The following is a 26,995-nucleotide window of genomic DNA, read 5'->3' as shown; positions in this document are numbered from 1 at the left end:
AGTATGCTCCGGGGGCTCGTGCTCTATTGCGCCCCTTCATGCTTGTGTGCGCCTGCCGTGCAATTCGCGGATCTCCAGAACCCTGCGGCGGGTGCCGGCGCCCCTGCCACAGCCCCACATGCCCCTTCAGACCAAGGCGCGCCGACAGGCCAGTGCGGGCCGTGGCGATCGGGCCCGTCCCGCGCGCAGGCCCTGCCCCGGACGGTACCGAGCAATCCTGGCCTCGGAGGCGTGCGAGGGCCCTGCCTCTGTCAGAGCGCCTCGAACTCGACGAACGCGGTCCGTCTTCCCTGCAGCCTCGGCCGGGGCACCCGCTTTGTCGGGTGAGCCTGATGGGCGAGGCAGAGTCCACGAACAGCGCGTAGCCGAGGCCCAGCTCGTCAGGACGGCGGGGTGGGCGCCCTGGTCGCGCTGGGACGTGCGCAGGGCCCCCGGCAGGCATGTGTCTGCCGGGGGTCCTGCCTTGGGTGCCACCCCTGTCAGCGCGCCGCGAACTGGACGAACGCGGTCCAGGCCGTGGGTGCTACGGCCAGCGCGGCGCGGGTTGTGTCCTTCGAGTCGCGGACATGGACCGTGGCGGGGCTGGTGGCCACCTCGACGCATTCGCCGCCTTCTTCGCTGCTGTAGCTACTCGTACGCCACACCAACTGGTCTATGGACAACTGATGTACCTGCGTATTCATGGCTCTCCCAGCAACTTCTCGACATAGGCCAGTGATTCACGAGGTGTCAGGGCCTGCGCCCGGATGATCCCGTACTTGGCCTCCAGCGCACGAACGCGTTCTCGCTCCGTCTGCAGGCGGCTCACGTTCTGCACCTCGGCGTAAGCGATCCTCCGCCCTTCCTTCGTCTCGATCAAGGTGAAGGGACCAGCCATACCGGCGTTCTCCTCACGGTCGAGCGGCATCACCTGGATCTCGATGTTCCGCCGCTCCCCCATCAGGAGGATGTGCTCAAGCTGGCCACGCAGGACACCCCGACCACCGATGGGACGCCTCAACACGGCCTCATCAACGACAAAGCTGGCAAGCGGCGCATCACGGCCCGACAAGATCTCCTGCCGGGCCAGGCGCGCACCCACTCGCTGCTCGATCAGCTCGTCGTCCATGGGTGGCCGCATCATCATGAAGATGGCCCGCGCATACTCCTCCGTCTGCAAGAGTCCGGGCACCGCCTGGTTCGCGTACACATGCAGTTCGACGGCCTCCGCCTCCAACCTTGCCGCGTCCCGGAAGAACGCCGGATACTGAGCCCGCGCCACCTCCTCCTTGCTCGCGCTCAACACCCCACCTGCCTCCAGAACTTCATCGGACCGGTCGATGAACTTCGGCGGTGGAATACGTCTCCCCTGCTCGAACGCCGCGATGGTCGAGGCCGAGTACCCGGTCAGCGAGCCGAACCTCGCGCGGTCCATCCCCGCCCGTTGCCGGAACAGCTTCAACTGCCGCCCGAACACGCACAGAATGCCCGTCCCGGCCTCGCACTCCGGCTGCTGAACCTCGTCGTCCACGCCGCAGCTCCTCCCGTACGACCACCACAGCCACCGAACTCGACCCAACGCGCGGCGCGGGGAACCGGTCACGCCTCGCGCCGCACACAAGCACACCGCCCACGCATACAACCCGGATCCGTGAGCGCATCGCTCCTGGTCAACGCTACGCAGAGTTCGACACCGTTGACCCCATGAAGTCAGCAACTCCCCCGAACGGGCATATGCCGCAGCGCCCCGCGCCTGAACGCGAGTTCACCATGCGCTTCACCTCGACGCCTCGCGGTGCCCGCCTCGCTCGCCGGCTCGTCTCGCACCGCCTGAACGACTGGGGGCACCCCTACACGACTCCGGTCAACGAGACGCTCACTCTCGTCACGGCAGAACTCACCGCCAACGCCGTGCGGCACGGCCACGTCCCCGGACGGGACTTCCGCGTTCGACTCACCCTGGCTGAGGGCACCTTCCGCATCGAGGTAACCGACACCCGAGCCGAGAAACAGCCCCCGTCGACTCCCCCGACCCTCGACTCCGCATCCGAGTCCGGCCGCGGCCTCCACCTCGTCGCCGCTCTCGCGGACGACTGGGGCGTCAGCCCGCGCCTGGCGGCCCCGGGCAAGACGGTGTGGGCGGAGCTGCGCCTACAGCAACAGGGCCACTCGCCCACACACCGAGTGGACCCTGATCCGACGGACGTCGATCTCCTGCAGGCTACTGCTTCACTGCTGCGCGACGACCTCGGGTCGCGGTCGGAGGGCGCCAGGCACGGAGGTCGTCGTCGGTGAGTCCGTGCTCGCCCTGCTTCTGCTGGCGGTAACCGGCGAAGAAGTCCGCCGGGGAGCCGCTGTAGAGCATGTCGAACTCGTTGTGCCACTGGCCCAGCCACGGCTGGAGTTCCAGCAGACCGGCGAGGAACGGCGTGATCTCCTCGGTGGACAGCGCGGTGTTGGTGAAGTACGTGGCGAGGGCCTGCGCCTGCTCCCGGTGATCCCAGCCGGCCCACCCGTACAGCTCGGGGGTGGCGGCGTTGGTCTGCCCGTAGGAGATGAACCGCTCCTTGGGCACGTCGAGCTTGCCGCGCGCCCTCCAGAAGGAGGGGCGGAGGAAGTCGGCCGAGGTGTACTTCGGCGGTACGGGGATGGAGTCCCGGATCTTCCGCTTGGCGGGCTCGTCCGGCGCGGCGTCCTCCTTGCGCTGGAGGTCCCACACCTCTTCCCAGTCGGCGCGCTTCTTCATGCCCGAGGGCTTGTAGCGCAGGGCAGAGAGGAATGGCACGTGCTCGTCGGTGATCAGCTCGGCGACGACCTTCGCGAGTTCTTTGCGGGGCGCGTAGAGCTTGGCGACGGAGACGAAGTCCTCGTCACGGGAGAGGGCGTCGGTGAGGCGCGCCAGGGTGAGGATGGTGGGCTGACCGTTCTCGTCGAACCAGTGGTCGCGATTCTCCAGACGGTCCAGCAGCCAGGAACATAGAGCCTTCTCCTGGAGCGCGTCCCATCCCTCGGTGGCCCAGCGCCGCTTGTACTCGGGCCTCTCGACCATACCGATGGCACGGTTCGACTCGATGGCGTCGATCCGCTTCTGGACGATCTCGCGGTAGGGAGCGGGCCAGTGGGCGGGGATCTCCGTAATGGGTGTGGAGCCGTGCCGCTTGAACCACTCGTCGCTGGCCTCGCCTGCGGCTACGCGGCGGGCAAGGACGATCTCAAAAGCGCGCTCGCCGAGGGCGAGTCCAGGGATTTTTGGATCGTCGGGATACTCGGAGACTCGGAGGTCTTCAGAGTGAAGGTTGTATAGGGAGTAGACCTGCCAATCCAGTTCTTCTTGGAGGGCAATCATGCGAGCGCGGGTGGACTCCCAGGAATCTTTGACCTCGCGAAGAGCGGAGGCGGTGGGAGTGTCAGCTTCAGCCACGGCCGCGGGGGTATTGGCGCTCAGTTTCTCAACGAGGAGGTCGAGGGCCGTGGCCAGGGCAGTGGGGTAGATGGAAGGAAGAGGAAAGTCAGCGAGAGCGGTGCCCGTAAACTCGAAAAAACTCTCCCACGCATAGCGACCTGTGCCCCGCTCACCACCACGGTTGCCCTTATCGTGGCAGACCTGGCGGAGCCAGAAACCAGCAGTGGAACTGTTGAGCAGCCCGAGCAACCGAACATGCTCCTCCTCACCCGCCCCATCCGAAAGCTTGATCACGGGTGCGTGACGGTTAAAGAACTTCCCACCTCGATCCAACACAAAGTGGTTATGGGTCGCCACAAAGGCAAAGCAAATCGAAAACGGTGAGCGCAGCTTGTCAGCGGTCAAACGCCCGTACTCGAACCACTTAAGCCCTGCGGCGATCTTCATCTTTCCCCCGAAGAGAACTCCTCGAGATGCGTCAGTACGCCCTGGCCACAGGTAGCGGACGAGTTCTGGAACAGCATCCGCGTCTGCGGGTCGGAGGTCCGCCCCGTAGGGAAAGACAACGGCGCTAGAGGCATCCTCGGACCAGTCACGCAGCGAGTCGCCTGTGATGAGCTCACGCACGTACTTAGCTGGCACACCCCGGCGTCGGGCACTGTGCTTGGGGAGAAAGTAGAGATCATCACTGAGAGTGAACCCCGCAATGCCGATCGACGAAACAGCCTCCCTAATTCGACCACTGGCTCCAGCCGCGAGTTGTTCAACCATCTCCTGACCACCGTCCGCCAGCACCCACGGCTGCTTACCGAAGTACTTCGATCGTGACAGGTCGTCCACAGACACCCACCGGCTCACAGAGCCAGGTTTGTCAATTTGCTCGACAATCGCTTGCCAGACCAGACCCTCCTCGGCGCAAGTCGGCGTGGCGGGCTCACCCTGCACACTTCGGACGGTCCGGATGACAGGCGATCGCCTGTCTCCACCCCGCTGCCTGCCTACAAGAATGACCGTCGGCGTTCCGTGGCCCGGAATGTAGGCACCCGAAGTGTCGATGACTTCAGTCAGCTCAACCGCGTTCCCGAAGTATCCCTCAATGAGCTGAGTTCCGAACTCACGCTTCATGAACGAGTTCGCGGTAATCTGGCCGACCATACCGTAGCCATGCCCCGCAACGTCCCCATGCTTGGCCAGCTCAAAGAACCGCTGGGCGAACGGCACCGACAGTGCATACTTGCCCGAACAGGCCGGATACAGCTCTCGGTAAAGGGCATTGAGCGTCTTGTCCTTTACCGTGATGTACGGAGGATTCCCCACCACGACGTGATACTGCCCCGGACGCAAGATCTCCGGATACTCGTGCACGTCCTCCGTGGCGTACTTGAACTCGGCCAACTCGTCTGCCGAGTCCTCGTCCACCCCGTCAAACAGGTTGCCCTGCTGGGAGCGACGGGACTTGATCAGCGAGTCTCCTACCGCGAGGCTCAACGGCCAGTCGTACCTCGCCGCCTCCCCCAACGACCGCAGCCCACTCGCCGCCATAGCCGCCACCAGCAACCGGAACCGCGCCACAGCCACCGCGAACGGATTGATGTCCACCCCGTGCACCGAGTCCAGCGCAGCCCGCACCCGCTCATGCACGTCCTTGCCCGGCTGCCCCTCCCCCCACAGCCGCACCAACCGCCGGAACGCCCCCAGCACGAAGTGCCCCGACCCACACGTAGGGTCGATCATCTTCAGGTCCTCGTACCCGAACTCCCGTACCGCCGGGTTCATCGTCCGGTCGAGGATGAACTCCTCCACGAACTCCGGCGTCTGGAGCAGCGCGTACGTCTTCCGCGCGGCCTCGCTCAGGTCCTGGTACAGGTCACCCAGGAAACGCGTGTCCCACCCCTCCGTGCCGTCCTCGTTCAGGGGGTCGGTGAAGTCGTGGACGAGCACACCCGCCTCGTCCCTCCCCCGCCAGAACTCGACCAGATCCCGCGCACCGTCGTGCGACAACGGGACCTGGTACAGCGGGTTGTGGCGCTTGTCGAAGAGCAGCCGGCCCGCCTGCCCCTGCCCCAGCTCCTCGAAAGCCTTCTCCAGCCATCCTCGGTACGTCGGGTCCTCGTCCGTCTCCACATACGCGTCGTACCGGGACTCCGCCAGCTCCCGCCGGTCACCGTCCGGTCCCGTCAGGTACGGCTCCGGGATCAGCCGGTTGTCCTCGCAGAACCGCACGAAGACGCTTCCCAGCACCCACGCCACCGCGACCTGCGTGACCCGCTCGTCCAGCCACGAGGTCCACGTCGCCGCCGTACGCCCCAGCTTGCGCGCCTGGTCGTACTCGGCCCGCAGCCGCGCGCCGACGTCCCCCAGCGTCTTCACCTGGCGCCCAAGATCCGCCTCAACCGCCTTGACCTGCTGCTTCAGGTCGTTCAACAGAGCCTTGCGGTCGATCACTTGACGTCTCCCTCGCCACCACTACCACTGGCACCAGCACTTGCCACACCCTCGCCGGACCCGCGATGGGCGTTGCCCACCCAGGTGTCCGGAAGCTGAATCCACTCCCCCAGGCCGGCCTGGTACGGCACGGCCACCTGCCCGAGCCGGGGCTCGCGCGAGGGGTCGGGCTGCGGTACCAGGAGCCACAGCCCCCGCCCGCCCCGCCGGGCCGCCGACGCCAGCCGGTGCAGGACGCCCATCGCGTCGTAGCGCGCGAACACCCCGGCCTCCGTCAGCAGAACAGGCCCCCCGAGACCGGTCCCGGGACTGGCCCCGCCCCCACCACCGTTGCCCAGCAGCTCCGCGATCCGGGGCTCCACCGCGCCCCACGCCGTGCGCGCGTACTCCGCGAACCGCACCGCGCCCTTCGAGCCCGGCTCGGCGGCGTCCGCCTTGAGCAGGGTCTCCCAGGTGGGCTTGGTGCCCGGCGTGATCTGCGCGCGCAGGGCCTCCAGGAACAGTTCGGTCACCGAGACCGCCTCCGCTCCCAGCCGTTCGCCGCCCAGCCCGGCCACCGCCTCCCGCACCGACCGCTGCCCGACCGTCAGCACCCGGTAGCCGTCCCGCCGGGCCGACGCGAGGAGCCGTTCCTCCGCGCGTACCGCGCCCGCGAGTTGCGGGTCGTCGGCGTACCGCGTCACCGCGCCCGTACGCGTCGACTGCCGCCACGCACCCGTCGTGAGGTAGCTGGACGCGTCGTCGACCCGCGTCGGCAGGTAGCGCAGCACGCCCTCGCGTTCGTGCATGCTGAGCGACAGTTCGAAGCCGGCGTCGCGCAACGCCTTGGTGAGCGGGCCGCCCGTCGGCAGTTCGTGGGTCGTGCCGCCGCGCCCGTCGGGAACGACCATCTCCGGGAAGCGAGCACGGACCCGCTCGTGCACGGCCTCGCCGGTCAGCCCCGGCTGCTGTCCCTCCGGCATGCCCGGGATCCAGCGGACGAGCCCGGCCTGGGTGAGGCGCAGCGCCCTCACCAGCGGCAGGTCGCGCGGGTAGATCTCCAGGCGCGGCGTGGCTGCCGCGTTCACGGAGGCCGCGGCCGCCAGCTCCACCATGCGCCGCTCGTCCCAGTCGACCGCGCCCGGCGGCACCGTCAGCGCGCCCAGCTCGGCGAGCACGGTCGCCGCCGTCGGCAGGGTGTCCAGCCTCGCGAGCCGGTCGGCGGTCCTGCCGAGACGGGTCGCGTACTCCAGCAGGCCCGGCGCGGTCGGGGTGTCCGGGCCGTCGTTCTCGCGGACGTCGAGGGCGAGCAGGCCGGCGCCCAGGGACTCGTCGGTCGCCTTGCGGTTGGGCTGGTGCTGGAACTCGGCTTCCTGCGGCAGCAGTTGCTCGACCTCGACCACGGCCCGTACGGCAGCCAGCGCCATCGCCCGCCGCTGCTCGCGCCCCGCGAGGTGCGTACCGCGGCGGACCGCCAGGGCATCCGCGATCTCCACCGCCGAGGCAACCCTGCCCATGCTCACGAGCAGGTCGATGATCTCCTCGCGCAGTGCCTGGACGGCGGGCTCGGCCTTCCAGCGCTTGCGCTCGTCCTTGAGCAGCTGCGGGATGCGGCCCTGGCTCAGCCCGAGGCCCTCCGCGACGTCCTTCTGCTTCGGCCAGACACCGATGTCGGGCAGTACGCCGTGCTCGTCGGGCAGGCGCAGCAACAGCCGGACCATCTCCGCCTTGTTGCGGTTGGAGCCGTTGTTGTTGACGGCGGGCACCAGGACGGTGGCGAGGGTGTCGAGGCTGACGGAGCGGAGCATACGGGGCGACAGCGCGCCCGCCGAGGTGCCCGTGGCGAGTTCCCCGACGAGGGCCGACTCTGCCGCGGTGAGCTGCTCCAGCTCCTCCCTGGCCTCCGCCCGGCCCTTCGGCGTCAGCGGCGAGACGGGCATCTCGCGCAGCCGCTCGCCCCACTCGCGCTGCCGCTGCTGGACCTCGTTGCGGGTCTTGGCGCCCAGCCCGGGCGCGTTGACGAGCTTGCGGCGGCTGTAGTCGAGCAGTTCGCCGACCGTGGTGATGCCGAGGCCGTACAGGAAGGACTGGGCGGCGGGCGTGAGGCCGGAGACGCTCAGCGGGGTGTCGCGGGTGACCTCGGCGGCGAGGCGGTCGCGCTGCTGCTCGGCGGTCTCCGGCTCGGCGTCCGCGATCGCCGCCGCGGCGGCGCCCTCGGCCGGTGTCCCCTCCTCCGTTGTCGTGGCGGCCGGGTGACGGGAACGGTGGCTGGACGGGACGGTCTGCGAGGCGTCGAGGAAGACCTTGCGCCAGGCGTCCCGCATCGGCTTCAGCTCGGGGAACCGCTTGCCGGCGTCGCGGTGCAGGGCCTTCTGGAAGAAGGCGACCAGACCGTCCCGTACGGCCGGGTCGAACGCCTCGGCCGCGACGGTCGGGTACGGCCACTCCTTCGCGTCGGTCATGCGCGGCAGGACACTGCCGTCGCCCCACTTGGGCAGCTCGCCGGAGGCCATCTGGTGCAGGGTCACGGCGACGGCGTACCGCTCGGCGTGCGAGTCGTACGAGCCTCGGGTGATGACGTCCACGAAGGGGTCGAGGTAGCCGTCGGTGCCCGCGTTGGTGCTCCTCGCCGGGTAGCCGGCGAGGGAGAAGTCGATCAGGACGAGTTCGCGGGTGCGGTTGGGGCGGATGCGGATGGCGATGTTGTCGGGCTTAATGTCGCGGTGCCAGACGCCCTCGCCCTCCAGGAAGTCGACGGCTCCGAAGAGGTAGTCGCCGTACGCCTCCAGCTGGTCCACCTGGAGGCGGCCGTTCTCGCGGAGCTGGCGGGCGACGGTCTCCTCTCGGCGCCGCGGACGTCCGCCGCCCTCGGTGCCCTGTCCGTTGTCGTCGCGCTCGTCGCCGACGTACTCCAGTGCCAGGACGGTACGGCCGCCGATGTGCAGGGGCTCGGGTTCGACGAGGCGGATGATGCCGGAGTGGGGGCGCAGGCGCCCCATGGCCTCGGCCTCGCGGGCGAGGATCTCGCTGCGGCTGTCGGACAGGGCGACCTTCAGTACGGCCAGCGGGCGGGTCCTGCGGGTTTCGGCCTGCAGGTCGCGGACGAGGAAGGCGCGGCTGGTGGAGCCGGTGCCGAGGCGGCGGCGGATCTCCCACCGGTCGGCGAGCACGTCACCGGCGACGGCCTCCAGCGGGTCCTTGTCGGCGGTGGTGTCGTCGCCTTCGTCGCCCGGCCCTTCCGTACCGGTGGCCGCCGGGGCCGGGGCGGTGAGGGAGTCCTCGACGACTTCCAGCAACTCCAGGAACTCGTCGACACTGGACAGCCGCTGGCCCGGCCGGTAGGCGGTCGCGGCCTGCACCAGCTCGTCGACGTCCTCCGACAGGCCGTCCACCAGGGAGCTGGGGCGCAGCCCCTCCCCGGCCTCCAGCCGGGCCAGCAGCTCGGCCTGGCCGGCGGCCGGGGCCTTGCCGGTGACCAGCAGATAGGTGAGGACGCCGAGCCCGTACACGTCGAGGTGGACCGGGTCGGGGTTGAGGGCGGTGAGTTCGGGGGCGAGGTAGGCGTCGGCGTCGTCGGCCAGGTGCTGGGCGGACAGGGCGGTCGGCGCGAAGCGGGTCATGCCCTGGCCCTGGGAGGAGTCGCCGCTGCGCTGGGTGGCGATCTGCCAGTCGGAGATCTGGAGCTGCGGGGTGAGCCAGGCGGCCTCCTCCCCCACCGCCCTGCCCTTCCGGCCTCGCGGCCGGGGGACGACGAGCACGGAGCGGGCGGCGAGCGCCCGGTGGTGGATACGGCTGGAGTGGGCGGAGCGCATGGTCTCGGCGAGCTGGCGGACCAGCGCCATGCGGCCGAGGATGTCCAGCTTCTCGCCGTACTGGACCAGATACTCGTCCAGCTTCAGGGTGTCCGGGTGGTAGTCGAAGATCAGCGCGGGGCCGGCGGCGTGCCCGGAGGGGAAGTACTGCTTGAGCTCGACCACGCCCGGGTGCTTGAACCGGCCCAGCACCGCGGCTTCGCGCCGGGCGGCGTTCTCGACGGACTGGCGCAGGGAGGCGTCGGAGCCGCGCTCGCTGAGGTAGATGCGGACGCGAGCGGCCTCGGGAAGATCACTGTGGCGGGCGAGGTAGTCCGCCCAGGTGGGCCCGGAGTCGAAGGACTTCCGCTCCAGCTCGTACGGGCCGACCTTGTACTGCGCGTCGCTCTTGCGGATGCCGATGCTCTTGAGGGCCGCCTCGATCTCGCGCGAGCCGATCGCGGTGATACGACGCCGCTCGTCACGCGGGGGCTGCCCCAGCATCTCGACCAGCTGGTGGACGGTGTGGACGCCGTTCCGGTCGTGGGCGGGCAGACGTATCCGCAGGCTGCTGTCCGTGAAGCAGACGGCCTCGGCGACCCATACCCGCTTGCCGCCGGGCAGCGCGAGCAGGCCGGCCAGCTCCTTGGCCTTGCGGTTGACCAGGTGCAGCGGGTTGCCGTGCGTACGGCGGCGGCCACCGGGAGTCGTCTGCACCCAGGTGCCGTTCTCGGACGTGACCGAGCCGTGCCAGTCCTTCAGTTCGATCATGCAGACGCCGCCGGGAGCGACGACCAGCAGGTCCACTTCACGCACGTGACCGGTGTTGGCGGTGAAGGTGAAGTTCGACCAGGCCCGCCAGGGGTCGGAGTCCGGCAGCTTCTCCCGGATCGCGTCCAGGCCACGGCGTTCGTGATCGAACTCGGACTCGGTGACCGTGACCCACCGGCCTTCCCGCATGCCTGTCCCCACTCCTCGTGTCCCGCCACGGGCGACCGTTCCCCATGGTCAGACTCAGGGTGCAGATCCTAGTCCGTGTCCGTGGGCCGAGAAGGGGTTATAAAGGGAGGACGGATCGACAGGGCATTCGGCGGTCTCGGCGGTCTCGGGGCGAAGCAAGGCCCACCCAGGGGACAGAGGATCCTGGCCGCAAGGCAGACGCGCTGCCTCCGCATCGCGTCCCTCAGCCGTGCGCCGCGACATAGGCCACGAATGCGCCGGGGATCGCGAGCATGGCTGCCAAGTGCACCATCGCCGTCCGGGGCATCCGCAGCGCGGTGGGGATCAGAAGTCCGGCTGCGAGCCACACGCCCCAGATCGTCTCCGCGGTGTCCCTTGCCTGCTGCATGGCCGCCTGCTCCGCGGCGTTCGGCGCCCCGAACGTGATCCCGGACGCGATCACCGACCACAACAGGACACCGGACAGGAGCAGGTCCGCAACGGCGACCAGGAACGCCACCGGCCCGTCGTACTCCTTCGTCCAGCCCCACAGGCTGCTGCTCGTGCTCATACACCCGAACGCTGCCACCGCGTTCCGGCCCGGCGCATGAGTACCCGAACTCAGTGGCAGGGGTGGCTGGGGCGGTGTTCTCGGTCTCGTCTCCGTTGCTGCCGCCCTCGCCTCCCCTACGTCCGGCCCTACGTCCGGCCCCGCGTCCGGGCCCCGCGTCCGGCCTCTGAGCCGCCGCACTCCGAGACGGCGCCGTCTCGGACGAGACGCCGCCCACCACAACCGACCTCACATCGGCGACGCGCCCCGGTCGCAACGGCGCCCCGCACCATGACCCGCCGTACTTGCCGGAGCTGCCCGCATGCGTGACCAGGGGCCTGAGCCGCAAACCGGGCTCCCGTCCTTGGATGGGCAGCACAGCCGGATCCCGGACGGCGTCCGACCGCACGGAACCGCCCCGTCAGACCGGGACGGCTGTCCGTGCCGGTCCGCCCGCGAGCTCCCGCAGCTTCTCCCGCGTCTCCGGGTCCGTCGAGTAGACGATGGTGCCCACCATGCCCCGGGTCAGCAGCACCTTGTAGGTGTTGCGGATCAGGCGGTCGACGTCCGCGTCGGGAGTGGACCTCTTGAAGACCGGGTCCTTCGACGCCGTGCGGTCCGTGATCCAGCGGTCGCCGCGCCAGACCAGATCGGGGCCGATGATGACGCCGGACCAGTCGTACTCGAAGCCCTGGGCGGTGTAGACGCAGCCGACCTGCCCGAAGCCCGCCGGGTCGGTGGCCCACAGAGCGGCCGGGGGCGCGCCGGAGACGGAGCGGTCGCCGCGCAGGTTCCAGGGGCGGGCCCAGTCGCCGATGACGACGTCGGGCGGGAGCGGTTCGCCGGGCCTGGGCTCCGGTGACCAGCGCCAGCAGTACCCCGCGGACATCCGGGCGCCGTAGCCCTGGGTCCGCCGAGCTTCGAGGAAGGCTTCCAGCTCCCGCGGGCTGTCGGCCACCAGCAACTGCATGCGCCCGTCGGGCTCCCAGGCGACCGGCCCGCCCGTCTCCAGGCCGAGGAGGCGGACCACCCAGCGCAGATACGCGTCACTGCCGCCGCAGCGGAACTGGCTGTCCAGCGGGACGACACGGCAGGGAATGTCCCGCTTCGCCGCTGCCGCCTTGATCTCGGCCACGGTGCCCATCTCACCGGGGCGGACGACCTGGTGCTCGTCGAGGAAGAAGACCGGCACATAGGCGACGTCGATGAGTTCGTCGACCTGCGCCCTGCCGGTACGGTGCTCGGCACGCGTATAGCGGTTGGCCGAGGTCTCCCGGATGCGGTGCGCCTCGTCGCAGATCACGGCACCCAGGCTGTTCTTCTCGGCCGTCATGAAGCTGTTGAAGTACTTGAACAGGTCCTGGACTTCCCGTTTCCGGGCCCCGGCGACCTTCCTCATCGTCTTCGTGAACGACTGCGAGCCGGTCGCGTGCAGGGCCGGCACCCCGCGACGGTACAGCTCACCGAGGAGTTGGAGAGCGATCACGCTCTTGCCGGTACCGGGACCGCCGGTGACGACGACGACCTCCTTGCGGTCGGCGTGCTTCGCCTTCTCCACCGCGTTGAGCACCATGCGGTACGCGACCTGCTGCTCGTCGAGGAGGACGAACTGGGTGCGCTCGCGCACCTCCTCGGCGGCCACGGACATCAGCTGCTTCGACGGCACCGGGGCACCGGCGCGCAGCTCGTCCGCCGCCCGGGCACCCGGGTGCTTGTCACTCAGCCGCGTACGAAGGTGGTCGAGGAAGGCGCCGCGGCGCTCCTCGGTGAAGAGCAGACCGTGCCCGTCGCGCTCGATCTCCCGCAGCCCGCTCACACCGAACTCGGTGGCGTTGTGCAGATAGGCCGCTCCGGTCACCCGGTGCCCGTGCTCGGCCACCGCGCCGTTGAAATTGACGAGGTACTCGCAGTAGCGCCGGACCTGCTCGACGGGGTTGAGGACCGGATGGGCATAGGCGTCGACATGGCACAGCGTGGGGTCGTCCTCATGAGGCAGGGCCTGGCTCCACTGCTTCAGCTCCACCACCACGTAGGACGGCTCTCCCGTGACCGGGTGCACTCCGGCGAGGACGGCGTCGGCACGCTTGCTGTTCAGCGGGAGCGCGTACTCGAGCATGACCTCCACGGCGCCCAGACCGGCGTCGTTGAGTGCGGCGGCGAGGACGGGGATGCTGCGCTCCCAGGAACGCACCTCCGAGGCGCCGGGCCGATAGCCGTGCATATGGACGAACTTGTCGGTGAGGTGCAGGAACAGTGAACCGTCGAGTGCCATGACGGCGACCGTTTTCGCGGACGCGCGGAACAGCAAGGACTTCCCCCATGCAGCACGAAGAGACTCGTGCGGGTGGGGGCGTGTCCTTCGAGACTCCACCGCGGTGGAGCGGAAGCCCGTCGGGCCGCGTTGACGATGTGTCCGAGGGTACCTGGGGGGACCGGCAGTCGTATCAGTGGATGCGATCGGTGCCGGGGCTCTGAGACCGCAGGAGAGCCTGACCGACGCAAGGGTGGCCAGGCCCCGCCGTCCCCCTGCACCGTCCGACCTGGACATCGGACCGGCTGGCTCAGCGCACGCTCCGGGCGATATGAGGAGAGTCGACCGCAACGAATCAAGAACCCTCGGCGGGCATCAGGCCGCCCTCCGACACGATCAAGTCCCCTGCGGCGATCAACGCGTCGATGTCGCCGGTCAGCGCGTCCCTGATATCGGCTCCGAGCAGTGCCCACCCGAAGAAGCGAGCGGCCTCCCGCAGCCGGTCCTCGCGGTGCACGCCCGGTCCTTCCTCGACGACTCTCGCGAGCACGAGCTGCCGCTCCGTCACGGGAACCTCCGCAACTCGTCGGGTGCACCGCTCCGTCGGTGTTCGGGCGAACTCCGTCTCGTGGCAGGGCCTGTCATAGGCCGTACCGTTGTGGACGATCTTGCCGCGCCACCACGTCGAGGGCATCGTGGTCCTGCAACTCCACGCCCCGCATGCCCCGCTGGCGGCTCGACCTCTCACGTACCTATGCCGAACAGGTCAGGGTCTACGTCCTGGTAGGGACGGCTCCAGGGCACAGGGCCGGCGTGGACCGTCACGAATTCCACTCTCGGGACACCCGGACCGCCTGTTGCCCCTTCCGCAGACTGTCCGCGCCCCGCGCCCAAGGGGCCGCCGCGCTCAGCCTCAACCGTAGGGTCACCGTTGCCACGGTTGCCGCCGCTGCCGTCCACCCCCACGGGTGGCGCCACTCGCACCGCATGCGGATCCTCCGCACACGCCGCCTCGACCGCGGCCCGCAGTCGCGCCTTCGCATCCCGCCGGTTCCGACCTGGTGTCGAACAACGCCTGGTGCCTCAATCAGACTCCAAGTGCTGGAATCTCGACCGAGGAAGCCCAGTGGCTCAACAGCGTTGCCGACTGCCTTGCCCGGGAGATGTACGACGTCGCCGACGTGCCGCGCAACAGGCGCCGAGAGGATCGATGTCGGATACGCCAACCCGCAGGCGCTCTTCGCAGGAAAAGCGATCTGCGGTGACCTTGAAACGATCCACGGCATTGTCACGAAGCTCACGAAGAGCGACATCCCGGCCCGCGATCGGCCACACATGAGGGATCGCGAGCTCTCCGCCCAGTCGCTTCATCCGAAGGTACAAGGTGCACACCTGAATGCAGAAACCCTCCAGGAAACCGTGAAGTTCATGGGCTGACAGGTGCCACCGCTCGGGGGCCGGCGTGGTGCGCGCCAGCCCCGAGCACGCACTCCAGGGGACGTGACTTCTGAGTACGAGTACGGGTGCCCGCCGCACGCAGCAAGCCGGAGGATGGGACATGTGACCTCACGACAGTTAGGCACTGCGAACGTACGCCGGGCATGGCCACCGGACCAACCAGCGGCCACTGCATCGGACCCTCAGTCTCGCTACGAGGAACCCAATGGCCCAGGGGGGTAACGGCTGGTCCGGAATTCTGCTCGTACTCCTTCTCCTCGCTGCAGCCGCCTGTTCTCCGGGCGGCGGCGCCACCAGCGAAGAAGAGCTGCGGAAACTGGCGGGAGAAGGCCAGGCCGTCCGGGCTCGACAGGAGACGGAGGAGAACTTGCGCACCCTGGTGAACGCCTACGACGGGACAACCCTCAGCCTGGGGCTGCTGATCATGGAAGACCGCTGCATGGGAGGTGCCGCCCGCGAGTACTTCTTCCAGTCCGGAGATGACCAGTACCGCATTCGCTGCCGGCTGACAGCCACTGCCTACTAAACCGCACCCCCCGACGAGTTGGTTGGAGGAAAGGTCGGTGGTAAGTCTCAGCCGGTGGAGCCCCAACTGTCCGCAGGTTCAACCACACTGACGTGGGATCATCTCTACAGCGAAAAGCCGATCCCCGAGTCGCAACCATGCTCACGAAACGATCCACCTGTCAGGCGCTGCTGGCGTGAGCCAACGGACACGAGCATCAGGATGCTGCGGCAACGTGGCATGGTGTTCCAGCTCTCCCCTTCCCCCAAGGAATACCACTATGTCGTGCAATCCGGGAAGACTGGATCTTAGTTGGCGGGCCAAGTGCCCTCTATGGCGACCGAGAGGTACGACTCGGCGCGCCGAGCACCGGGTCGGACACGGCCGTCATGTCATCCTCAAGCTCCGCAGGGAGACCTGCGACATCTCCGAGGGACTTTCGGCCGCCTGAAGCGGCAAGCCCGGAAAGACCAGAAGGGGCCTCCGACGCAAGTCAGAGGCCCTTTCCGTGGCAAAGCCGCAGGTGGCGGCAGACGAGTCGGGCTGTACGCCGGGTTCTGTCGCCCGGTGACCTCGCGGTCGCCGGGGAGACGGCCATCCATCTAGGACCGGTGTTGCCACCGGCCTCCTGCGGTCTACCCGCGGACTCGGGCGGGCCGCCCTCGGTCGTCCGCGCAGGGCCACCGTCCCTTTCGGGGGGCGGCCCCTCTTGACCTTGCTCCGGGTGGGGTTTACCGAGCCGCCTGAGTCACCTCAGGCGCTGGTGGTCTCTTACACCACCGTTTCACCCTTACCGGGGACCGAGGTCCCCGGCGGTCTGTTCTCTGTGGCACTGTCCCGCGGGTCACCCCGGGTGGGCGTTACCCACCACCCTGCCCTGTGGAGCCCGGACGTTCCTCGGGAGGCGCCCCTGAGGGGCCTCACGCGGCCGTCCGCCCGGCTCGTCTGCCGTGTCGACCATGCTACCCGGCGCGTCCGGGTCCCGGCACCGCCGTCCCGGCCCCTCGCCGGACCCTGCTCTCCCGCCGGCTCTCCCGGCACGCCGTACCGGCCCCCGCCGAGCCCGCAATCCCGCCGGCCCTCCCGGCATCCGCCGAGCCCGTTCTCCCGTCGGCTCGCCCGCCCTCCGGCCCTCCCAGACCTCGCCGGACCCCGCCCTCCCCGCACCGCCGGAACCTGCGCTCCCGTCCGCCCGCCGCCCCCTCGACCCCGCTCGACCGCGCTTGACCTTGCCGCAGCGTCAGGGTTTCTACTGAGGCCATGCGGATCGGAGAGATCGCCGCACTCGTCGGGGTCACCCCGCGTGCCGTGCGGCACTACCACCATCAGGGCCTGCTGCCCGAGCCCACCCGCCGGGCCAACGGATACCGGGACTACTCGGTGCGCGACGCCGTGCTGCTCGCCCGCATCCGGCGGCTGACGGAGCTCGGGCTCGGCCTCGACGAGGTCAGGGACGTCCTCGCCGACGACGCGGGACGGGAGCTCGCCGAGGTCCTGGAGGAACTGGACGACGACCTCGCCCGGCAGCAGGAGCTGCTCCGCGAACGGCGCGAACGGCTGGGTGCGGTGCTGGAGCAGGCGCGCTCCGGGCGGCTGCCCGCCGAGGGGCCGGTGTCGCCGGAGCTGGCGGCGCTGTTCGGCAGTCTCACCGCGGAGACCGCCGGGCGGCCCGAGTCCGCGACGGCAGCGAAGGACCGCGAGGTGCTCGCGCTGCTGGACACGGTCGTACCGGCCGGGGAGCGCGACCGGCTGCTCGGCGCGATGCGGAGGATGACCGAGGCTCCCGGAGCGGTGGAGCGCGCGTACGAGGTGTACGGACTGCTCGACGCACTCGCCGGCGCCGACACCGGCGACCCCCGGGTCGAGGAGGCGGCCCGGGCGCTGGCCGACTGCATGCCCCACGAGGTGGTGGAGGGGCTCGGGGAGCACGGCGCGCCGTCCGGCGACGGCGGGAGCACCCTCATGGACGCCTTCTTCGCCGACTTCCCGCCGGCCCAGGCCGAGGCCGTGCGCCGTGCGCTGCGACTGGTCGCGGAGCGGGCCCGGTGACGCGGGTGAAGCGCCTGCTCAGAGGCGTCGCCTGTCTCGTCCTGCCCGCTGAACTGGCGCTCTTGGTCTGTCTGTTGGCAGGACTTCGGCCACCCGCGCAGGTGCTGGCCGCCGCCGAGGCGGCCGTCCTGCTCCTGCTGCTGGCCGAGGCGGCCGTATTCCTGAGACTGTGGCGCCGGGAGAGGCTGACACCGCGCGAGGCCGTGCGAGAACTGGTGCCGGAGCCGGTGCTACGGCTGGCCGGGCACGAACTTCGGCTCATGTGGAGCCTGCTGCTCTGGGTGGCCCGTCGGCGAAGCGGCGTCGGGCCGGGCGACCGGGTCTTCGGGCACGCCCGCGACCAGGCCGCGCTCCTCCTCGGCTTCGGCTTCGTCTGCGTCGTCGAGACGGTCGGGATGTCGTACCTGCTCAGCCCCTGGCCGGTGCTGCACGCCGTGGTGCTCGTCCTCGACGTCTACACCGTCCTCTTCGTCGTCGGTCTGCACGCCGCGTCCGTGACCCGGCCGCACACGCTGTCCGGGGATGTGCTGCGGCTGCGCCAGGCCGCCCACGTCGATCTGCGGATTCCGCTGGAGCGGATCGCCTCCGCCTCCTTCGAGCTGATGTTCACGCACGACAAGAAGGAGGGAGGCGTGCTCAACCTGCCCGTCGGTGCGCAGACGTCGCTCACCCTCACGCTGACGGAACCCGTCGTGTCGGTGGGGCTGCTGGGCAGGACGCGCGAGGTGCACACCGTGCGCTGCCACGCCGACGACGCCCGCTCACTGCTGCGGGCCGTCACGCGGGCGCGAACCGTACTTTCGCCGCCCCCGGGTCGGCCAGTGTGAGCCGCACCCGCAGCGCCTCGCCCAGCGGGAGCTCCGCCCCGTCGCCGTCGACCGGGGCGACGACCGCCGGATCGTCCAGCTGGACGGTTCCGAGGTCCGGTTCACTCTCACGCACATCCACCACGAACCCGTCGAAGACGTCTCCGATCCGGCCCGTCAGCAGGGCCGCCTCCACGGTGTCGAGGCTCTGGCGCTCGACGGTGTTCGCGCGCCGGGTCCCCTCCGCCATCTCCCGCGGGACGACGTCCAGGGATTCACGTACCCAGTCCGGGGGCTCCCTGCCCTCGGACGCGGCCACGCACAGCTCGCCCGTGTACCGGTCGACGAGCCTGCGCAACGGGGCGGTGCAGTGCGTGTACACGTCGGCGACGGCCGCGTGCACCGAGGGGTCGGGCAGCCGTCCGCCGCTGAACGCGCTGTAGCCGGCGCCGCGCAGCAACGTCGTGCACTCCTGGAGGAACGCGGCGTGCCGGCGGTTCGACGGGTCGAGCGACCTGACGACCTGCGCGTACGGGACATGGTGCGGCCAGGGGACCTGCAGCGCCCGCGCGGTCCTGCGCAGCCGGGCGACGGCTCCGTCCGGCGCGGTCGGCAGGGTCCGCAGGATGCCGGTCCCGGAGGTGACCATCAGCCCGGCCGCGGCCATGCCGGTCAGCAGCGAGATCTGGGCGTTCCAGCGCTCCACGGGGTACGGGGCGCGGAACTCCAGTGCGTACGAGTGGTCCTGGGTGACGATCTCCTGCTCGGGCAGGACGAGCGAGATGCCGCCCCGCTCCACTTCCAGCCGCTCGCGCAGCACCCCGATCTCCTTGAGCAGCGCCACGGGCTCCTCCGCCGCTCCCGTGTCGATCTGCCGCTGCACCCCCGCATAGTCCAGTCCGGCCCGGCTGCGGACCAGGGCCCGCCGCACGTCGGCGGCGACGGTACGGCCGTCCGTGTCCAGGTCCAGGGTCCACAGCAGGGCGGGCGCGGTCCCGCCGGGCAGCAGACTGGCCGCGCCCTCGGAGAGCACCGGCGGGTGCAACGGCACCTTCTCGTCGGGGAAGTACAGCGTCTGCGTCCGCCGGTGCGCCTCGGCGTCGAGCGCGCCGCCCGGCGGCACGAACGCGGCCATGTCGGCGATGGCGTACCGCACCCGGTAGCCGCCGCCCGGCCGCCGTTCCAGATGCATCGCCTGGTCCAGGTCGGCGGCCGCCGGCGGGTCGACGGTGAAGAACGGGACGTCCGTCGCGTCCCGTTCCGGCAGCAACGGGTCCCGCGCCGTCCGTTCCGCCTCGACGAGCACCTTGGCCGGGAACCCGACGGGCACGCCGAGCCGGGCGCGCAGGGCGCACAGGCAGACCAGCAGCGGGTCGTCGGCCGCGCAGGTCACGTGCATACGACGGCGTGGCATGTGCCGAGCGTATGGCGCGGGCGACGGGGGTGCGACCGGGGCGTGGACCCGCCCCCGGTCGCACACCTGCGGCCCGCCCGCGGACCGGTTCCCGGCGCGGCCCCGCACACGGACAGGCCCGGGACCGTGCCCGAGCCCCACCCGCGGACCGGTTCCGGGCCCTGCCGGCAGACGTGTCCCGGGCGCCGTCCCGCCGCCGTGCCCGGGCGGCCGGTGGACGACGGCGCGCCGCGACGGCGGCGTGGGTGGCGGCGGAGGGCGGCACGACGACCGCCGGTGGACGAAGGGGCGTCCGTGACGGCGGCGTGGGTACGAAAGCGCGCCGCGACGACAGCGTGCGTGGCGACGGAGGGCGCCGTTCGCTCCGGTCCGCGTGGCGGGCTCCGGACGGCCGGCACGGTGTGCCGATGGGGCCGACTAGGCTGGCGAGGGGCCGCACCCCGTGTCCGTTCGTCGCAGAGGAGAAACACCGTGCTCGTGCTGTTGCCGCCGTCCGAGGGCAAGGCCGCTTCGGGACGGGGGGCGCCGCTCAAGCCGGAAGCCCTGTCGCTGCCCGCCCTGGCCGCGGCGCGCACACAGGTGCTCGACGAGCTCGTGGAGCTCTGCGTGGCGGACGAGGAGAAGGCCCGTGACGTGCTCGGGCTGAGCGAGGGGCTGCGCGACGAGGTCGCGAAGAACGCCGGGCTGCGCACGGCCGGGGCGCGCCCGGCCGGCGAGATCTACACGGGCGTGCTGTACGACGCGCTCGGACTGGCCACGCTCGACGCCGCCGCGCGCCGGCGGGCCCGGAAGTCGCTGCTGGTGTTCTCCGGGCTCTGGGGTGCGGTCCGCATCGACGACCGCATCCCCTCGTACCGCTGCTCGATGGGCGTGAAGCTGCCCGGGCTCGGGGCGCTGGGCGCGCACTGGCGGGCGCCGATGGCGACCGCGCTGCCCGAGGCTGCCGGGGACGGGCTGGTCCTGGACCTCCGCTCGTCGGCGTACGCGGCGGCATGGCGGCCGAAGGGCGAGATCGCGGGCCGTACCGCCACCGTGCGGGTGCTGCACTCGCAGACCGTCGACGGAGTCGAGAAGCGCTCCGTGGTCTCCCACTTCAACAAGGCGACCAAGGGCCGCATCGTGCGCGGTCTGCTGGAGTCCGGCGCCGCGCCGAAGGACCCGGCCGGACTGGTCGGTGCGCTACGCGACCTCGGATACACGGTCGAGGCGGAGGCACCGGGCCGACCAGGGAAGGCGTGGGCGCTCGACGTGGTGGTGACGGAGATCCACTGACCTTCCGCCCGTGACGCGCCCGCCGTGTGGCCGGCGTGGCCGTCCGCAGTCGCCGGACGGGACGGGTCGCCGTGCCCTGACCGAGCGGCGGACGCGGCGGGCGGGGCCGCACCGGGGCTCGTGAGCGGGAGCGTATGGTCCACCGCGCCCTGACGAGACCTTGAGCGCGGCGGGCCGGGCGGCCACGGATCACGCCCGTGCCCCGCACCCCCGGCATGTTCCCCGGCCCCGGCACCGTCCCGGTGCCGAAGGGGCCGGGGTCCGCGCCCACGGCCGTGCAGCGCCGTGGTCAGCGCAGGTGGCCGGTGTCGTTCAGCAGTCGCAGCGAGGCGTTGCCGTCCGCGTAGTACGCCACCGCCGACACCGACGCCGCCGACAGCTCCATGCGGAACAGGGACTCCGGGGGCGCGCCGACGGCCAGGCGGACCAGGGTCTTGATCGGGGTGACGTGGGTGACCACGAGCACCGTACGCCCCCGGTACTCCCGCACCAGCCGGTCCCGCGTCGCCGCGACCCGCCGCGCCACCGTCGCGAAGCTCTCGCCGCCGCCCGTGGGCTCCGCCTTCGGGGACGCGAGCCAGGCGTCGAGGTCGTCTCCGTACCGCTCCCGGACCTCGGCGAAGGTCAGGCCCTCCCACGCGCCGAAGTCCGTCTCGCGCAGCCCGTCGTCGATCCGCACGTCGAGCCCGAGACGGGACGCGACGGCCTCCGCGGTCTGCCGGCAGCGCTTGAGGGGCGAGGAGACGATCGCCTGGATCGTGCCGCGCGCGGCCAGCGCCGCCGCCACGGCCTCGGCCTGGCGCCGGCCGACCTCGGACAGCTCGTGGTCGCCACTGCCGGAGAACCGCTTCTCCGGGGTCAACGCGGTCTCTCCGTGCCGCAGCAGGACGAACGTCGCCGGCGGCCCGAGGTCCGGGCCCCAGCCGGCGCCCTCCACCTCGGTGCTCCTGGGCAGCGTGGCCTGTGCGGTCGCCGCACCGTCCGAGGCACGGGAACCGCCCGCCTCGGACAGGCCCGCGTTCCCGGTGCGGGACGCCAGCGCCGCCCGTGCCTTCGCCGCGCCCGCCGCCGCGTCGCCGACGACCCGGGCCGCCCGCACGTCCTCGGCGGAGGACGACAGCGCCGCCGAGGACGCCGACGGCTCCCACCGCTCGCCCCGGCGCCCCGCGTCCATGGCCTCGTTGGCCAGCCGGTCCGCGTGCTTGTTGCGCTCGCGCGGGATCCACTCGTACGTGACCCGTCCCGACGGGAAGATCCCCGCGGCCTCGGCCGCGAGCGGCTTCATGTCCGGGTGCTTGATCTTCCAGCGGCCCGACATCTGCTCCACGACGAGCTTGGAGTCCATACGGGCGTGGACCCGGGCGTCCGGGTCGAGTTCCCTCGCCGCCTTCAGACCGGCGATGAGACCCCGGTACTCGGCGACGTTGTTCGTGGCGACACCGATGTACTCGGCCCGCTCCAGCAGCGGTTCCCCGCTCGACGCGTCGCGGACGACTGCCCCGTACCCCGCCGGCCCCGGGTTGCCCCGGGACCCTCCGTCGGCCTCGACGACCAGCTCGCGCATCAGAGACCGGACTCCGACGTGCGGACCAGGATGCGGCGGCAGTTCTCGCAGCGCACGACGGCGTCGGGGGCGGCGGCGCGGACCTCGTTCAGCTCGGTGATGTTGAGCTCGATGTGGCAGCCCTCGCAGCGGCGCTGGTACAGCCGGGCCGCGCCCACCCCGCCCTGCTGCTCGCGCAGCTTCTCGTACAGCTTCATCAGGTCGGCGGGCACCGAGCCGGCGACGACCTCGCGCTCCTTGCCGACCGACGCGGACTCGCCGTCGAGTTGCTCGAACGCCGCGTCCCGGCGGGCCGTCGCGTCGTCGACCTTCGCCTGTACGGAGGAGACGCGCTCGGTCAGTTCCGCGACGCGCTCCTGCGCGGACTCGCGGCGCTCCATGACCTCGAGGACGACGTCCTCGAGGTCGCCCTGGCGCTTGGCCAGCGAGGCGATCTCCTTCTGGAGGTTCTCGAGGTCCTTGGGAGAGGTGATCGCCCCTGAGTCGAGACGCTGCTGGTCCCGCACGGAGCGCTGGCGGACCTGGTCGACGTCCTGCTCGGCCTTGGTCTGCTCGCGGGCGCAGTCGCTCTCCTCCGTCTGCGCGGCGACGAGCAGGTCGCGCAGCTGCGAGAGGTCCTTGTTCAGCGACTCCAGTTCGGCGTGCTCGGGCAGGGACTTGCGCTTGTGCGCGATCTGCGACAAACGCACGTCCAGGGCCTGGACGTCGAGGAGTCGGATCTGGTCGGCGGGCGCGGCGTTCAGTTGGGGGCTCCAGAGGTGTGGTGGGAGGACCAGGGGTCGGTGACCGTCTTGGAGACATGGACCCGCAGGTTCCAGCCGTGGCGGTCGGAGATCTCGTCGAGCTGGGCGGCGGCCTGTTCGCACCAGGGCCACTCGGTGGCCCAGTGGGCGGCGTCGACCAGTCCGAGCGGCGCCTGCTGAACGGACTCGGACACGGGGTGGTGCCGCAGGTCGGCGGTGAGGAACGCGTCGACGCCGGCGGCCCGGGCGGCCCCGAAGAGGCTGTCGCCGGAGCCGCCACTGACGGCGACGCGGCGGACGGTCGCCTCCGGGTCTCCCGCGACGCGGATGCCCTGGGCGGTGGCGGGCAGCCGCGCGGCGGCGCGGGCCGCGAACTCGCGCAGCGTCTCGGGGTGGTCGAGTTCGCAGATCCGGCCCAGGCCGTTCGCGGGCACGAGGGGACCGGTGACGCGGAGGTCGAGAGCGCCGGCGAGGGCGTCGGAGACGCCGGGGTCGGCGGTGTCGGCGTTGGTGTGCGCGACGTGCAGGGCGATGTCGTGCTTGATGAGGGTGTGGACGACCCGTCCCTTGAAGTGGGAGGCGGCGACGGTCGTGGTGCCGCGCAGATAGAGCGGGTGATGCGTGACGACGAGGTCCGCGCCGAGCGCGACGGCCTCCTCGGCGATCTCCAGGACGGGATCGACGGCGAAGAGGACACGGCTGATCTCGGCGTCGGGCTCGCCGCAGACCGTGCCGACGGCGTCCCATTCCTCTGCCCGCTCGGGAGGCCAGAGGGCGTCGAGCTCGGCGATGACTTCAGACAGACGGGGCACGGGGGCAAGGCTACCTGCCCTCCGCCTCCCGCCGTCCCTCGCCGGGTGCCCCCGGGACCCGCACGACCGGGTGCCCCCTGACGCACACGACCAGGCGGCCTCCGACGTGGGAGAGGACCTCCCGGAGCGGCGGGCGCACGGGCGGTCCGCGACGGTCCGGCTCAGGCGCCTTGCCTCGGCCCTCGCACCCCGGAGCACAACAGTCACCGCTCCCTCAGGCAAATCCGGATTCGGCCATCCTTATGTGTGAAGTGAACCGGCTCGCGGTGTTCGGCTGGAAGTACGAAAACTAGCTTCGGTGGCCGGAGGTGACCATCCGATGACAGCGTGTGCCATCGAGGAAGCCGCGGAGCACGAGGCCGCACGGCCCGCACCGCGGGCGGCGCTCACGGTCGGCGCGGGCGGCAGCTACGCGGCGCGCCTCGCGGGTCGCGGAGAAGCCCTGTTCGCCGAGCGCTGGACGCTCGACGGCCCGGAGCCGTACGCGGTGCCGCTGCCGCTCGGCCAGCCCGAGGAGGCCGGCACCGAGGTGGCCCCACTCGCCGACGGGCGGGTGCTGGTCCATCGGCGGGTGGCGGGGCTCCGCTCGTTCTCCCTGCTGTACCCGACCGGTCCGGGCACGGGTGAACTGCCCCTGGGCTCAGTGGAGTCGGCCGAGCTGCGGCTGCTACCGCCGTCGCCGGACGGCACCTGCGCCTATGCGCTGGCGCCGGGCGGGAGTTCGACGACCGTGTGGCTGGTGGCGGGCGGGGCGTTCGGGCCCGAGCGGGTCGCGGAAGTGCCCGGCCGCTGCTCGGGCGGGGTGTGGCTGGACCGCACGGGCCGGATGCTGGCACTGGACCGCGAGCGGGACGGGATCACCAAGGCGGTGGTCGTCGACCTGGAGCGGGGTGGCGAGGTGACGCCGCTGCTGCAGATCACGGAGGACAGCAACGACCGGCTGCTGCTCGCCGACGCGGAGAGCGGGCTGCTGATGATCCGCTCGGACGCGGCGGGCCACGACCGGCTGGGATGGGGTGTGCTCGGGAGTCTGCGGCCCGCCCGGTTCCCGGAGTGCCTGCGGCTGCCCGACGCGGCGGTGACGCCGTTCGCGATCCAGCCGGGGCGGGTCCTGATACCGGAGAGCTGCGCGGTGGCGCTGCGGATCGACGCGGCGGCGGGCACCTGGGTGGGGGTCTGGCGGCCTGCCGGGCGACGTCTGCACCAACTCCCGGCACCGGAGGGGTGGTTGGCGGGCTCCGGGCTCTGGAGCCGGGAGGGGGTGCTGCAACTGCCCTGCACGACGGAGGCGGTGGCATGCGGGGTGGCGCGTCTGGAACCTCCCCAGGACCCCCTTCCGCCGGCACCCGCCACGGAACCGGCGCAACCGGAACGCGCAGGTGGGGAACCCTGCGGGGATACGGGAAGTCCGGCCCCGTGCAGACCCGTGCCCCTGCAGCAGGCGCCTCTCACGGGCCGCGCGGCGCGTGGTTAGACTCTGCGGCCGGGGGACACACAGCCGTACCGTTCGGATGCCGACGGTGACGGCTGCCCCGGTGACACCACATCGGCGATGGAACAACGGGGTGAATTTCCCACATGTCTGAGGCCCGAACCGACACGACCCAGGCGCGTCCGCAGGGAGCGGGCGCGAACCAGGCCGAGGCCGTCGGCTCCGGCAAGCACCGTGGTGGTGCCGCTGCTTCGGAGGACACGACGTCTCCGGTGCACGGCCGCCACCGCCGCCCGAAGAAGGGCGAGGCGGCGTAGCAGCGCCCGCGAGGCGCATGGGGTGGGGTGAGGGCCGCCGCGGAAGCCCGTGGCGGCCCTCACCCATGTCACCTGACGCCTCCGTGGGCACCCTCGCTCACCGGCTTCCGCCGCCGCGACGGCGACGTCCGAGCCGCGGCCGCCTCCGTGGACGCCCTCACCGACATCCACCGCCCGCCGCCGCGACGGCGACGTCCGAGCCGCAATCTCGGCTCGGGCTTCCGGTACCGCGGCGCGGAACCGGGCGGTGGCCGGGGCCGACGGTCGGCGCACCGGGTGGCAGTGGCCCGGCCGGGTGGGGTTCCAGGGCGCCGGCCGTGCCGGTGGGCGGCAGCCCGGGACTACGCCCGCTTCAGCGACAGCACCTCCGTCGCCGCGAAGGTCTCGTCCGGTGCCCGATCCGCGTAGTACGGGCCGAGGACGCCCGCCAACTCCTCGTACGAGAAGGTCTCCTTCGCCGAGTCGAACTGTGCCCCGACCCTCGGGCGGTCGAGGATCGCGACCATGCCCCCGTGGACGACGAGGAGCTGTCCCGTGATGCGGGACGCGGCCGGGGAGGCGAGATAGCCGACGAGCGGGGCGACGTGTTCCGGGGCGAGCGGGTCGAGTTCGCCGGGCGCCGGTTCGCCGACTCCGGCGAAGACGTCCTCGGTCATGCGCGTACGGGCCCGGGGGCAGATCGCGTTCGCGGTGACGCCGTACTTCCGCAGCGCCGACGCCGTCGAGGTGGTCAGGCCGACGATGCCGCCCTTGGCCGCCGCGTAGTTGGGCTGGCCCGCCGAGCCCGCGAGGAACGCCTCGGAGGAGGTGTTGACGACCCTGCCGTAGACCGGGCCGTCCGACGCCTTGGACCGTTCGCGCCAGTGTGCCGAGGCGAAGTGAGTGGTGTTGAAGTGGCCCTTGAGGTGGACCCGGATCACCGAGTCCCACTCGTCCTCGCTCATCGAGAAGACCATCCGGTCCCTCAGGATGCCCGCGTTGTTCACGAGGATGTCGAGCTTGCCGTACATGCCGACGGCCAGCGCGACGAGGGACCCGGCCGCCTCGAAGTCCGAGACGTCGCCGGTGTGGGCGACCGCATGGCCGCCCACCGCCCGTATCTCCTCCGCGACCTGCTCGGCAGGCGCGGTGGACGCCTCGCCCGAGCCGTCGCGGCCCGGCTGCCCGTAGTCGTTGACGACGACCGCCGCGCCCAGCCGTGCGAGTTCGAGCGCCTCGGCCCGGCCGAGGCCGCGGCCCGCGCCGGTGACGATCGCGGACAGGCCCTGGAGTGGGAGTGGCATCGG

At 71.1% G+C, this 26,995-nt stretch carries 19 protein-coding genes and 1 other RNA gene; 7 read left to right on the top strand and 13 right to left on the bottom strand.

The window, feature by feature from the left end; genetic code table 11:
• Nucleotides 1–479 precede the first annotated feature (479 nt).
• Nucleotides 480–683, bottom strand: coding sequence for a DUF397 domain-containing protein (locus tag AB0J10_RS10075; RefSeq protein WP_363059752.1), 204 nt, complete (start codon nucleotides 681–683; stop codon nucleotides 480–482).
• Nucleotides 680–1,510, bottom strand: a complete 831-nt coding sequence (locus tag AB0J10_RS10070; RefSeq protein WP_363059750.1) for a helix-turn-helix transcriptional regulator — start codon at nucleotides 1,508–1,510, stop codon at nucleotides 680–682. Before AB0J10_RS10070 ends, AB0J10_RS10075 begins: the two co-directional genes overlap by 4 nt.
• A 173-nt stretch (nucleotides 1,511–1,683) precedes the next feature.
• Here AB0J10_RS10070 and AB0J10_RS10065 point away from each other — a divergent pair, with 173 nt between their 5' ends.
• On the top strand, nucleotides 1,684–2,274 hold the full coding sequence (locus AB0J10_RS10065) for an ATP-binding protein (RefSeq protein ID WP_363059748.1): 591 nt from the start codon (nucleotides 1,684–1,686) through the stop codon (nucleotides 2,272–2,274).
• Here the strand turns inward: AB0J10_RS10065 and pglX are convergent.
• The 5 genes from pglX to AB0J10_RS10040 form a co-directional block, all read right to left on the bottom strand.
• Complete coding sequence (pglX, locus tag AB0J10_RS10060) at nucleotides 2,201–5,827, bottom strand: BREX-2 system adenine-specific DNA-methyltransferase PglX (protein WP_363059746.1); 3,627 nt, start codon at nucleotides 5,825–5,827, stop codon at nucleotides 2,201–2,203. The genes AB0J10_RS10065 and pglX overlap by 74 nt on opposite strands.
• Complete coding sequence (pglW, locus tag AB0J10_RS10055) at nucleotides 5,824–10,557, bottom strand: BREX system serine/threonine kinase PglW (RefSeq protein WP_363059744.1); 4,734 nt, start codon at nucleotides 10,555–10,557, stop codon at nucleotides 5,824–5,826. The genes pglX and pglW overlap by 4 nt, the downstream gene beginning before the upstream one ends.
• Before the next feature lie 223 nt (nucleotides 10,558–10,780).
• Entirely contained in the window at nucleotides 10,781–11,107 is a 327-nt protein-coding gene (locus AB0J10_RS10050; protein ID WP_363059742.1) for a hypothetical protein, read from the bottom strand.
• Nucleotides 11,108–11,507: 400 nt separating this feature from the next.
• Entirely contained in the window at nucleotides 11,508–13,394 is a 1,887-nt protein-coding gene (locus tag AB0J10_RS10045) for a DUF2075 domain-containing protein (protein WP_363059740.1), read from the bottom strand.
• Nucleotides 13,395–13,692: 298 nt separating this feature from the next.
• Nucleotides 13,693–13,905 (bottom strand): hypothetical protein, encoded by a 213-nt coding sequence (locus tag AB0J10_RS10040; RefSeq protein ID WP_363059738.1) that lies wholly within the window; start codon nucleotides 13,903–13,905, stop codon nucleotides 13,693–13,695.
• A gap of 1,095 nt (nucleotides 13,906–15,000) precedes the next feature.
• On the opposite strand from AB0J10_RS10040, the gene AB0J10_RS10035 reads away from it, so the two are divergent.
• Nucleotides 15,001–15,321, top strand: a complete 321-nt coding sequence (locus tag AB0J10_RS10035) for a hypothetical protein (RefSeq protein ID WP_363059736.1) — start codon at nucleotides 15,001–15,003, stop codon at nucleotides 15,319–15,321.
• Between the two features lie 509 nt (nucleotides 15,322–15,830).
• On the opposite strand, the gene rnpB is transcribed toward AB0J10_RS10035, so the two are convergent.
• Nucleotides 15,831–16,244, bottom strand: an RNA gene (gene rnpB / locus AB0J10_RS10030) — RNase P RNA component class A.
• A 316-nt stretch (nucleotides 16,245–16,560) separates the two neighbouring features.
• On the opposite strand from rnpB, the gene AB0J10_RS10025 reads away from it, so the two are divergent.
• Both AB0J10_RS10025 and AB0J10_RS10020 read left to right on the top strand, forming a co-directional pair.
• Nucleotides 16,561–17,349 (top strand): MerR family transcriptional regulator, encoded by a 789-nt coding sequence (locus AB0J10_RS10025; protein WP_363059734.1) that lies wholly within the window; start codon nucleotides 16,561–16,563, stop codon nucleotides 17,347–17,349.
• Nucleotides 17,346–18,176 carry a hypothetical protein gene (locus tag AB0J10_RS10020; RefSeq protein ID WP_363059732.1) on the top strand — a complete coding sequence of 277 codons (831 nt, stop codon included), beginning with the start codon at nucleotides 17,346–17,348 and terminating at the stop codon, nucleotides 18,174–18,176. Before AB0J10_RS10025 ends, AB0J10_RS10020 begins: the two co-directional genes overlap by 4 nt.
• Here the strand turns inward: AB0J10_RS10020 and AB0J10_RS10015 are convergent.
• Nucleotides 18,127–19,569 carry an RNB domain-containing ribonuclease gene (locus AB0J10_RS10015; protein WP_363059730.1) on the bottom strand — a complete coding sequence of 481 codons (1,443 nt, stop codon included), beginning with the start codon at nucleotides 19,567–19,569 and terminating at the stop codon, nucleotides 18,127–18,129. The two genes, AB0J10_RS10020 and AB0J10_RS10015, sit on opposite strands and share 50 nt — an antisense overlap.
• A 471-nt stretch (nucleotides 19,570–20,040) precedes the next feature.
• Between AB0J10_RS10015 and yaaA the strand changes: the two genes are divergently transcribed.
• Nucleotides 20,041–20,841 (top strand): peroxide stress protein YaaA, encoded by an 801-nt coding sequence (gene yaaA, locus AB0J10_RS10010; protein ID WP_363059728.1) that lies wholly within the window; start codon nucleotides 20,041–20,043, stop codon nucleotides 20,839–20,841.
• A gap of 289 nt (nucleotides 20,842–21,130) precedes the next feature.
• Here yaaA and AB0J10_RS10005 read toward each other — a convergent pair whose 3' ends face one another.
• The 3 genes from AB0J10_RS10005 to AB0J10_RS09995 are packed head-to-tail and all read right to left on the bottom strand — an operon-like array spanning nucleotide 21,131 to nucleotide 23,960.
• The gene (locus AB0J10_RS10005) at nucleotides 21,131–22,405 is read right to left on the bottom strand and encodes a bifunctional RNase H/acid phosphatase (RefSeq protein ID WP_363059726.1); all 1,275 of its coding nucleotides are present in this window, start codon (nucleotides 22,403–22,405) and stop codon (nucleotides 21,131–21,133) included.
• Complete coding sequence (locus tag AB0J10_RS10000; RefSeq protein ID WP_269732606.1) at nucleotides 22,405–23,148, bottom strand: C4-type zinc ribbon domain-containing protein; 744 nt, start codon at nucleotides 23,146–23,148, stop codon at nucleotides 22,405–22,407. Before AB0J10_RS10000 ends, AB0J10_RS10005 begins: the two co-directional genes overlap by 1 nt.
• Nucleotides 23,145–23,960 (bottom strand): Nif3-like dinuclear metal center hexameric protein, encoded by an 816-nt coding sequence (locus AB0J10_RS09995; protein WP_363059723.1) that lies wholly within the window; start codon nucleotides 23,958–23,960, stop codon nucleotides 23,145–23,147. The genes AB0J10_RS10000 and AB0J10_RS09995 overlap by 4 nt, the downstream gene beginning before the upstream one ends.
• A gap of 319 nt (nucleotides 23,961–24,279) precedes the next feature.
• Here AB0J10_RS09995 and AB0J10_RS09990 point away from each other — a divergent pair, with 319 nt between their 5' ends.
• Together AB0J10_RS09990 and AB0J10_RS09985 are read left to right on the top strand one after the other, a co-directional pair.
• Complete coding sequence (locus AB0J10_RS09990; RefSeq protein WP_363059721.1) at nucleotides 24,280–25,434, top strand: hypothetical protein; 1,155 nt, start codon at nucleotides 24,280–24,282, stop codon at nucleotides 25,432–25,434.
• Between the two features lie 104 nt (nucleotides 25,435–25,538).
• Entirely contained in the window at nucleotides 25,539–25,709 is a 171-nt protein-coding gene (locus AB0J10_RS09985; RefSeq protein WP_363059719.1) for a hypothetical protein, read from the top strand.
• Between the two features lie 341 nt (nucleotides 25,710–26,050).
• Here AB0J10_RS09985 and AB0J10_RS09980 read toward each other — a convergent pair whose 3' ends face one another.
• Nucleotides 26,051–26,992 (bottom strand): 3-oxoacyl-ACP reductase, encoded by a 942-nt coding sequence (locus tag AB0J10_RS09980; protein ID WP_363059717.1) that lies wholly within the window; start codon nucleotides 26,990–26,992, stop codon nucleotides 26,051–26,053.
• Nucleotides 26,993–26,995: the final 3 nt, after the last annotated feature.

This window comes from Streptomyces sp. NPDC049887 (assembly GCF_040656535.1).
Lineage (GTDB): Bacteria > Actinomycetota > Actinomycetes > Streptomycetales > Streptomycetaceae > Streptomyces.
This window is presented reverse-complemented; position numbering and strand designations above follow the sequence as displayed.

Excerpts from the sequence above, each read along its gene's own strand:
- AB0J10_RS09990 (WP_363059721.1), top strand. The coding sequence starts at position 24,280 with ATGACAGCGTGTGCCATCGAGGAAGCCGCGGAGCACGAGGCCGCACGG.
- AB0J10_RS10015 (WP_363059730.1), bottom strand. The coding sequence starts at position 19,569 with ATGCCACGCCGTCGTATGCACGTGACCTGCGCGGCCGACGACCCGCTG.
- AB0J10_RS10075 (WP_363059752.1), bottom strand. The coding sequence starts at position 683 with ATGAATACGCAGGTACATCAGTTGTCCATAGACCAGTTGGTGTGGCGT.
- AB0J10_RS09980 (WP_363059717.1), bottom strand. The coding sequence starts at position 26,992 with ATGCCACTCCCACTCCAGGGCCTGTCCGCGATCGTCACCGGCGCGGGC.
- AB0J10_RS10025 (WP_363059734.1), top strand. The coding sequence starts at position 16,561 with ATGCGGATCGGAGAGATCGCCGCACTCGTCGGGGTCACCCCGCGTGCC.
- AB0J10_RS10065 (WP_363059748.1), top strand. The coding sequence starts at position 1,684 with ATGAAGTCAGCAACTCCCCCGAACGGGCATATGCCGCAGCGCCCCGCG.
- pglW (WP_363059744.1), bottom strand. The coding sequence starts at position 10,557 with ATGCGGGAAGGCCGGTGGGTCACGGTCACCGAGTCCGAGTTCGATCAC.
- AB0J10_RS10035 (WP_363059736.1), top strand. The coding sequence starts at position 15,001 with ATGGCCCAGGGGGGTAACGGCTGGTCCGGAATTCTGCTCGTACTCCTT.
- AB0J10_RS10050 (WP_363059742.1), bottom strand. The coding sequence starts at position 11,107 with ATGAGCACGAGCAGCAGCCTGTGGGGCTGGACGAAGGAGTACGACGGG.
- AB0J10_RS10005 (WP_363059726.1), bottom strand. The coding sequence starts at position 22,405 with ATGCGCGAGCTGGTCGTCGAGGCCGACGGAGGGTCCCGGGGCAACCCG.
- AB0J10_RS09985 (WP_363059719.1), top strand. The coding sequence starts at position 25,539 with ATGTCTGAGGCCCGAACCGACACGACCCAGGCGCGTCCGCAGGGAGCG.